The sequence below is a fragment of the Sphingobium sp. genome (genome assembly GCF_041987595.1).
In the GTDB taxonomy this organism is placed as follows: Bacteria; Pseudomonadota; Alphaproteobacteria; order Sphingomonadales; family Sphingomonadaceae; genus Sphingobium.
On the sequence record NZ_JBHIWJ010000139.1, the window covers coordinates 1 to 8,500 of the forward strand.

8 protein-coding genes and 1 pseudogene are annotated in these 8,500 nt (G+C 64.8%); 4 read left to right on the top strand and 5 right to left on the bottom strand.

Going from position 1 to position 8,500, the window contains the following annotated elements:
- Nucleotides 1–179 precede the first annotated feature (179 nt).
- Nucleotides 180–1,667, top strand: coding sequence for a lipopolysaccharide biosynthesis protein (locus tag ACFC3J_RS20970; protein WP_375197933.1), 1,488 nt, complete (start codon nt 180–182; stop codon nt 1,665–1,667).
- Between the two features lie 5 nt (nt 1,668–1,672).
- Here ACFC3J_RS20970 and ACFC3J_RS20975 read toward each other — a convergent pair whose 3' ends face one another.
- Nucleotides 1,673–2,101, bottom strand: coding sequence for a CBS domain-containing protein (locus tag ACFC3J_RS20975; RefSeq protein ID WP_375197926.1), 429 nt, complete (start codon nt 2,099–2,101; stop codon nt 1,673–1,675).
- Between the two features lie 70 nt (nt 2,102–2,171).
- On the opposite strand from ACFC3J_RS20975, the gene ACFC3J_RS20980 reads away from it, so the two are divergent.
- Nucleotides 2,172–2,471: a hypothetical protein gene (locus ACFC3J_RS20980; protein WP_375197927.1), complete on the top strand. Its 300-nt coding sequence runs from the start codon at nt 2,172–2,174 to the stop codon at nt 2,469–2,471.
- The gene (locus ACFC3J_RS20985; RefSeq protein ID WP_375197928.1) at nt 2,461–2,841 is read left to right on the top strand and encodes an acyl-CoA thioesterase; all 381 of its coding nucleotides are present in this window, start codon (nt 2,461–2,463) and stop codon (nt 2,839–2,841) included. The genes ACFC3J_RS20980 and ACFC3J_RS20985 overlap by 11 nt, the downstream gene beginning before the upstream one ends.
- A 92-nt stretch (nt 2,842–2,933) precedes the next feature.
- Here the strand turns inward: ACFC3J_RS20985 and ACFC3J_RS20990 are convergent, their stop codons facing one another.
- The 4 genes from ACFC3J_RS20990 to hisS form a co-directional block, all read right to left on the bottom strand.
- Nucleotides 2,934–3,746, bottom strand: a complete 813-nt coding sequence (locus tag ACFC3J_RS20990; RefSeq protein WP_375197929.1) for a DUF4167 domain-containing protein — start codon at nt 3,744–3,746, stop codon at nt 2,934–2,936.
- A 317-nt stretch (nt 3,747–4,063) separates the two neighbouring features.
- Nucleotides 4,064–4,891: a peptide chain release factor N(5)-glutamine methyltransferase gene (gene prmC, locus ACFC3J_RS20995; protein WP_375197930.1), complete on the bottom strand. Its 828-nt coding sequence runs from the start codon at nt 4,889–4,891 to the stop codon at nt 4,064–4,066.
- On the bottom strand, nt 4,888–5,979 hold the full coding sequence (gene prfA / locus ACFC3J_RS21000) for a peptide chain release factor 1 (RefSeq protein ID WP_375197931.1): 1,092 nt from the start codon (nt 5,977–5,979) through the stop codon (nt 4,888–4,890). The genes prmC and prfA overlap by 4 nt, the downstream gene beginning before the upstream one ends.
- Nucleotides 5,979–7,241 (bottom strand): histidine--tRNA ligase, encoded by a 1,263-nt coding sequence (gene hisS, locus ACFC3J_RS21005; RefSeq protein WP_375197932.1) that lies wholly within the window; start codon nt 7,239–7,241, stop codon nt 5,979–5,981. The genes prfA and hisS overlap by 1 nt, the downstream gene beginning before the upstream one ends.
- 152 nt (nt 7,242–7,393) lie before the next feature.
- Here hisS and ACFC3J_RS21010 point away from each other — a divergent pair.
- Nucleotides 7,394–8,500: pseudogene (locus ACFC3J_RS21010) on the top strand (hypothetical protein); the annotation flags it as partial.

The following is an 8,500-nucleotide window of genomic DNA, read 5'->3' on the forward strand; positions in this document are numbered from 1 at the left end:
CCATGTTGGCGACCGTCCAGTCCAGCGCCTCAGTGGCGGCGTCCCGTCCGGTGAGGCGGCATATATGGAGGGCTTTCCGAACCGTCAAACCCTTTTTGCAATTTTGTTTCAGAATTTTTTGGGAGTTGCCCGCTAAAGCGAATTCGCGGCCAGGAGCGGCCGGAAATATGGGAATGAAAATGGGTTTGCAGGACGCCGACGCAAATGATGCCGGTTTTGGCGCGCGGATCAGGAGCGCGATTATCTGGCGTTCGGGGAGTCAGATCCTGTCGCAGATGGTCAGCTGGGTGGTGACGCTGGCGGTGATCCGCCTGCTCGATCCTGCCGATTACGGCCTGTTCGCCATGACGCAGGTGATTCTGAACTTCGCAACCTTCCTCAACGGTTATGGACTGGTGAGCGCGCTGGTGCAGTCGGAAACGCTGGACCGGCATCGGCTGCGTCAGGCCTTCGGCATCATGCTGCTGCTGAACGGCACGCTGGCACTGATGCAACTCGCCATCGCGCCATGGGCTGCCGACTATTATGCCCAGCCCAAGGTCGCCGAGCTGCTGCGGGTGCAGGCGCTGCTCTATCTGTCGACACCCTTCATCTCGATTCCCGAAGCGATCATGGGCCGTGCCATGGATTTTCGGCGCCCTGCCCTCGTCAATCTGGTGGCGGCAATGGCTTCAGCGGCCGTTGCGCTGGCCGGCGCCCTGTCGGGTTGGGGCGTGTGGACCCTGGTATTCGCCCCACTTGCGGGATTTTGGGTCAAGGGCGCGGGCTATGTGCTGGCAACCGGATTCAGGCCAATTCCGAGCTTCGATTTCCGCGGCACCGGGGCGATGGTGACCTACGGCGCGTCACTGCTGGGCGGGCAGCTCTTCTGGATCGTACAGAGCCAAGCCGATATCTTCATCGGCGGGCGTGTGCTGGAACCGCATCAACTCGGCCTCTATGCCGAAGCGCTGTTCCTGACGCAGATATTCGTCAGCAAATTCATTCCGCCGCTGAATGACGTTGCATTCCCGGCCTATGCCCGGATGCAGAAAGATCCCGCGCGAATCGCGTGGTCCTTTTGCAAGGCCGTGCGGCTGTTGCTGCTGATCAGTTGTCCGGTCTATCTGGGGATGGCGGCCACGGCGCAGCCGCTGGTCGAAACGCTGTTCGGCGCGAAGTGGCGGGAAATGGCGCCTTTTGTCGCGATCCTTGCGCTCGCCATGCCGTTCATGACGCTTCAGGTGATGTTCGCCCCGGTCAGCAATGCGCTCGGCCGTCCGGGCACGACCGCCCGGGTCGCGGCCGTGGGCGCCCTTTTGATGCCGACGGCTTTTCTGATCGGAATTCGATACGGCGCGATCGGCCTGGCCTGGGCATGGATCGGGGCCTTTCCCCTTCTCACCCTCGCCACCGCCCGGCTGGCGGGAGCGCCGATGGGGTTGCGGCTCATTGATCTGGGCCGGGCGGCGGCGCCGGGACTGGGCTGTTCAGTGCTGATGGCCGGCGTCGTAGTCGCGGTCGATCGCCTGTTGCCGCCGCTCGCGGCACCGATCCGACTGGGGATATTGGTGCCGGTGGGAGGGATCGCCTTTCTATCCGCGCTCATGCTGTGCGCGCGGGGCACGTTGATCGAACTGGTCGCGCTGGTCATCAGGCGGGCGCCGCCAGCGCAGGCACCCGCCTGAACGTTTCAGGCCGTCTGGATATAATCGCGCAGGGCAGCCGCTTCCGATTCGATGGTGTCGATCCGGAACTTCACAAGGTCGCCGATCGACACCAGGCCGATCAGCGCACCGTCGACGACCACCGGCAAATGGCGAATGCGCCGCTTCGTCATCAGCGACAGGCAATGGATCACCGGCGTCCGCCCATCGGTGGTGATCGCCGGACTGGTCATGAAGGCGCTGACCGGGCGATCCAGCACGGCAGCCCCTTCCTCCGCGACGCGATAGACCAGATCGCGCTCGGAAAATATGCCCACCACCTTGCCGTCATCCACGATCGGCACACAGCCGATCCTGCGTTCGGCGAGCAGCTGAACGACGGACAGCACGCTGTCGCTCGATCGCGCCTGGACGACATCCTGACCCTTGCGTTGCAGAATCGCTGCGATCGTCATGATCCGTCTCCCTGTCGAATGTCCTCTTCCGTCCCTTGATGATCCCACTTTCGCACCCCAAAGAAAAGGGATGACGCGCAGACAAGGCCTTGATGATCCCCAAATTGCACGGGTCGCCTGGCGGCGGTTCCGGCGCATCATGCTCTGGATGGCGCTGGGCGGCGCGCTATGCGTCGGGGCGGCGCTGATCTTCCTGCGCTGGTGGGCGGGGCCGATGCCGATCCACATGATCATTGCCACGATATTGGGAGTCTGGTTGACCTTCATGCTCGGCACGGGTCTGATGGCGCTGACCTTCCTGTCCAGCGGAACAGGCCATGACGAGCAGGTCATCGATCGGATGAAAGACGAGGTTCCCCTTGACGACTGAACAGAGAGGCGAAGTGGTGTTGCGGGTCTGCCCGCGCATCGCCGACATCAATTCCAACGGGCATATCTTCGGCGGCTGGGTTCTGAGCCAGATGGATATCGCGGGCGGCATCGTGGCGGCGCGCGTTGCGCAAGGCGCGGTCGCCACGGTCGCAATCGAGGGCATGAAGTTCATCACGCCGATTCTGCTGGGAGATATCGTGTCGGTCTATGCGCATGAAGAGCGCCGGGGCCGCACGTCGGTGGCGATCCGGATCGATGTGGTGGCGACACGCGGCATCACGGAGGAGCAGATCGAACTCACCAGCGGCCTGTTCACCTTCGTCGCACTGGATGAAAATCACCGCCCGCGGCCATTGCCGGACTGCTGAAGCGACGGACCTGCCCAGTTCATGAAAAAAGGACGGCGCCATCGGCACCGTCCTTTTTTGATTCCCTCACGCAAGCGGTGCGGAAAATCGGGTCACTCGGCCGCTTCGGCCGCGGGCCGGGCACGACGGGTGCGCTTGCGCGGCGCTTCCTGAACCGGCTCCGCATCATTGTCGGCGCGGGCGATCGACGGCGGCAGGACCGCAAGATCCAGCCCCTGCTGTTCCTCTTCAGACGCAGCAGCCTTGCGCGGACGGCCACGGCGCGGACGGGGCGCTTCGGCCTCTGCCTGGGGTTCGGGCGCGGGGGCGGCGATCACCGGCTCAGCAGCAATCTCGGCCTGCGGCTGTTCAGCCGTCTCCTCCGCCACCGGCCGCTCGCGGCGGCGGTCGTGCCGCTCATTGCGGTCGTTGCGGTCATTGCGTTCGTTCCGGTCGCGGCGATTGCGATCACCGCCCCGGCCATCCCGCTGCCCATCCCGCTGCCCATCCCGCTGATCGCGGGGCTCGTCGCGGCGGCGGTCATAATCCTGACGTTCGAAGGACTGTTCGGCGCGAACCTCTTCGCCGCCCTCGTCGCCTGCATCGAATTCGTCGAAATTCTCGTCGAAACTGTCTTCGCGCGGACGGAAACGCTGCTGCTGCTCCTCCTGACGGGCGCGGTTGTCGGCCAGAACGCGGAAATAATGATCGGCAAACTGCAGATAATATTCCGCATTCACCCGATCCCCGGCCATCTGCGCGTCGCGAGCCATATTCTTGTATTTTTCAAGAAGCTGGGCCGCATTGCCGCGGGCGCGGTTGTCGATACGGTTGCCGTTATCGCCACCGCCCCGGTTGCCACCATTGGGACGACCATTATTGTTCCGGCCGCGATTGCGACGACCGGCCTGCCGGTTGTTGATCAAGAGCTGGTCCTTGCGTTCACTTTGCCATCGTTCGCTGAAAACACTGTTCAGTCGCCATCCTCAAAGCACGGTCTGTCCGCCAGACCGGGTAAGGCTCCGCCGGACAGGGGCCTCGTCGAGACCCTTGCCCTTACGCTGCCAGAGGCGCTTGCGCAGCAGCGCCGTCGTGACTTTGAAGGAGCGGGAAAACGGCCTTTTCTCAGTCAAGCCCCACGGGGCAGATCCTCAGGATAGTGCCGTCCCTGACCTCCATGTAGTGTCTTCGATGACATAAACCAAGCAATTTTCGCTTGGGCCGCTGCAAATCCGTCACGCGGTCAAACCGATCGGACGGGAACCGCAACCAGGCACCGATCATGCCCGGCCAGGTCGCGGCGAACCGAAACGCTAAATCCTTGATTCGCAAGCAGGCCGGAGACGCTGTCGCATTGGTCATAGCCGATCTCGATCGCGGCCATGCCCCCCTGCGCCAGCAGACGCGGCAGCATGGGGATGATGCGGCGATAGTCGTCCAGACCTTCGGCGCCCGCGAAAAGCGCGCTTTCGGGTTCGTGCAGCACATCGCCCGACAGAGCCGCGTCGCGCGCGATATAGGGCGGGTTGATGAGGATGAGGTCGAACGGCCCATCCACCCCCTCCGCCCAGTCGCCCAGGCGAAAATCGGCGCGATCGTCCAGTTCCAGACGCCGGGCATTGCCTTTCGCCACCGCCAGCGCGGCGGGCGACAGGTCCACCCCTACCCCCCGCGCCTGCGGCCATTGGCTGAGCGCCGCCAGCAGCAGCGCGCCGGAGCCGGTGCCAAGGTCGAGGATGCGCGTGGGAGCCGCCGCCCCGAAATGATCGACCGCCGCCTCGATCAGGCTTTCGCTGTCGGGACGGGGAATGAGGACGTCGGGCGTGACGGCCAGGCTGATGGTCCAGAAATCGCGGACGCCGATGATATAGGCGATGGGTTCGCCCTTCAGGCGTCGTTCGAGCAGCGCTTCGAAGCCCGGCGGCACGGCAAGGTCGCGCTGACGCATCAACAGTTCGTTGCGGCCGATTCCCAGCGCATGCGCCAGCAGCAGTTCGGCATCAAGCCGCGGCGTGCCGCTGATGGCGTCCAACCGGGCGGCCGCATCGCGCAGCGCCGCTGCGACGCTCACCCGACGCCGTCCAGCTGGGCGAGGCGGGCGGCTTCATCCTCCGCCACCAGCGCGTCGATGACTTCGGACAGGCCCGGCCCTTCGAGGATTTCGGGCAGGCGGTGCAGCGTCAGGTTGATGCGGTGATCGGTGACGCGCCCTTGCGGGAAATTATAGGTGCGGATGCGCTCGGACCGATCGCCCGATCCCACCATCGCCTTGCGCGCCCCGGCCTGCTCGCTCTGGGCGCGCTCGCGCTCGACCTCATAGATGCGGGCGCGCAGCACCTGCATCGCCTTGGCCTTGTTCTTGTGCTGCGATCGTTCGTCCTGCTGCGTCACCACGATGCCGGAAGGCAGGTGCGTAATGCGCACGGCGGAATCGGTGGTGTTGACGTGCTGCCCGCCCGCGCCCGAAGCGCGGTAGATATCGATCTTGAGGTCGCTGTCGGCGATCTGGACGTCCACCTCCTCCGGTTCCGGCAGCACCGCAACGGTGGCGGCCGAGGTATGGATACGCCCGCCGCTTTCGGTGACCGGCACGCGCTGGACGCGGTGGACGCCGCTTTCGAACTTCAGCTTCGCGAAGACGCCGATGCCGGTGACGCTGGCGACCACTTCCTTATAGCCGCCGACTTCCGATGCGTTGGCGGATATCAGCTCCATCTTCCAGCCCTGCGCGTCGGCATAGCGCTGATACATGCGGAACAGGTCGCCCGCGAACAAAGCGGCTTCGTCGCCGCCGGTGCCGGCGCGGATTTCCAGCATGGCGGGGCGGGCGTCGGCCGCATCCTTCGGCAATAATTGCAGCGCGAGGGCGCGCTCGGCCTCGGGCAACCGACCCTTGATCAGCTGCATTTCCTCCTGCGCCATTTCGCGCATGGCGGGATCGGCGTCCGCATCCTCGCCACCCGCCATATATTCGAGCGCGCTCAGTTCCTGCCGGAGACGACGCACTTCATGGGCGGCCTTGGCCACCGGCTCGATCTCCGCATATTCCTTCGACAGCCGCACGAACTCCTCCGGCGCGAGGTCGGCGCGCGTCATCGACGCCTGCACCTCGTCCCGGCGCGCCTCGATCTGCGCGATGCGTTCGGCGGAAATGTGCATCAGAGGGCTGCCAGTTTCCCGATCAGAACGTCCAGCGCCACCGCCTCCTGCTCGCCCGTGGCCAGGTTGCGGACAGCCGCTTCGCCGCGGGCCAGCTCATCATCGCCCAATATCACCGCAAAGGCAGCGCCCGACGCATTGGCCCGCTGCATCCGCTTCTTCATGTTGCCGCGATAGCCCATGTCGCAGGCGACGCCGGCACGGCGCAGGTCGGCGATAATGCCGGTAGCCCTGACTTCGGCGACCTCCCCCATCGGAATGACGGCGACCTTCGGCCCGGCAATCTCCGGCAGGTCGATCAGCATCGCCAACCGCTCGATCCCCGCCGCCCAGCCGACCGCCGGGGTCGAGGGACCGCCGAGATTCTCGATCAGCCCGTCATAGCGCCCGCCGCCCAGCACCGTGCCCTGCGCGCCGAGCCGGTCGGTGATGAACTCAAACGCCGTGTGGCGATAATAATCGAGTCCGCGCACCAGCCGGGCATTGCGTTCCCACGCCACGCCCGCCGCGTCGAGACCCGCCGTCACCTTTTCGAAGAAGCTGCGCGCTTCGTCGGTCAGATAAGCGTCGATGTCCGGCGCACTGTCCGCTACCGGGCGGTCGCGCGGGTCCTTGCTGTCGAGGATGCGCAGCGGGTTGCGAGCCAAGCGGTCAAGGCTTTCTTCCGAAAGCTGATCGCGATGCGCCTCGAAATGGGCGATCAGCGCAGCGCGCCAGGCGTCGCGGCTCTGCCCGTCGCCCAGCGTGTTGAGGTTGAGCGTCACGCCTTCCGACACGCCCAGTTCCCGCAGCAGCTGATCGGCCAGAACGAGCAGTTCGACGTCCGCGCCCGGCTCGCCCGCGCCGATGATCTCGGCATCGAGCTGGTGGAACTGGCGGAAGCGGCCCTTTTGCGGGCGCTCGTAACGGAACAGCGGGCCGTGGGTCGCCACCTTGAGCGGCGCATATTGCTGCCAGCCTTCAGTGATGTAGGCGCGGCTGATACCGGCGGTGAATTCCGGGCGCAGGGTGATGCTGTCGCCGCCGCGATCCTCGAACGTATACATTTCCTTCGAGACGACGTCGGTGCTTTCGCCCAGCGAGCGGGCGAACACCGCCGTCGATTCAAAAACGGGCACTTCCACCCGCTGGAATCCGTAGAGTTTGCGCACCCGGTCAAAGGTCGCGACCACATGCGCGAAACGTTCCTGGAACGCTTCGGTGGTGCCGCCCAGCATGTCCTGCGTGCCGCGCACCGGGCGCGGCGTTTCGATTTTCGCCATGGGACAGCGCCTTTAGCGGCAAAGAAGCCACAAGGAAACGCGCTTTTTTGTCCCATAATGTCGCAGGCATCGTTGGGGGTGGACGGGGGCTGATCGGCTCGCCATGCTGCTGTTATACGGTCGTCCGACCGCACATGATTTCGGAGATGTTCATGATCCGCAGCCTTGCTGCCGCCCTTTTTCTTTCCACGGCCATCGCAGGGCCACTGGTCGCCCAGGATGCGATCCGCTCCAGGCCGACCGCGCTGCCGGTCGACAATGCCGCGCCCACGCCCAGGGACGTCCCCTATCCCGGCGGCACGATCCGCCTTGAGGTCGACGCCACCGACACGGTGCAGCGCATCTTCCGCGTCAGGGAAACCATCCCCGTCGCCAGCAGCGGCCCGATGACCCTGCTGATGCCGCAATGGCTGCCGGGCAACCATGCGCCGCGGGGACAGATCGAGAAGCTGACGGGCCTGACCTTCACCGCCGACGGCAAGCCGCTGGCGTGGAAGCGCGACCCGCTCAACGTCTATGGTTTCGTGATCGACGTGCCGCAGGGGACGAAACAGGTCGTGGCCAGCTTCCAGTTCCTCTCCGCCACCCAGCCCAATCAGGGCCGCGTCGTGGTGACGCCCAAGATGCTGAACATCCAGTGGGAATCGGTGTCACTCTATCCCGCGGGCTATTATACCCGCCAGATCCCGATTCAGGCGACGGTGACCTATCCCGACGGCTGGCAGGCCGCGACCGCGCTGCGCGGCAGGAAGACCGGATCGACCGTCGCCTATGAGACGATCGACTATGAAGCCTTGCAGGATTCGCCGGTGTTTGCGGGCCTCCATTTCAAGCCGGTCGACCTCGGCCATAATGTGACGCTCAACATCGTCGCCGACGATGCCGACGAGCTGGACGCCAAGCCCGACCAGATCGCCCATCACAAGAAGCTGGTCGACGAAGCGGGCGCGCTGTTCGGCACCTATCATTTCAACCATTATGACTTCCTGTTCGCCATCACCGACGAGATGGGCGGCATCGGCCTTGAGCATCACCGCTCTTCGGAAAATCAGGTCGAACCGGGCTACTTCAAGAAATGGAGCGATGGCGACGCGCTGCTGGACCGCACCGTGCCGCTGCTGGCGCAGCATGATGCCCATGCCGGCCACCAGATGGCCGCCGATCCCATCGCCGCCGCTGTCGCTGCCCCCACGCGCAAGCCCGCCAATGTCGCGCGCGACCAATATCGCCATCCGGCAGAAACGCTGGCCTTTTTTGGC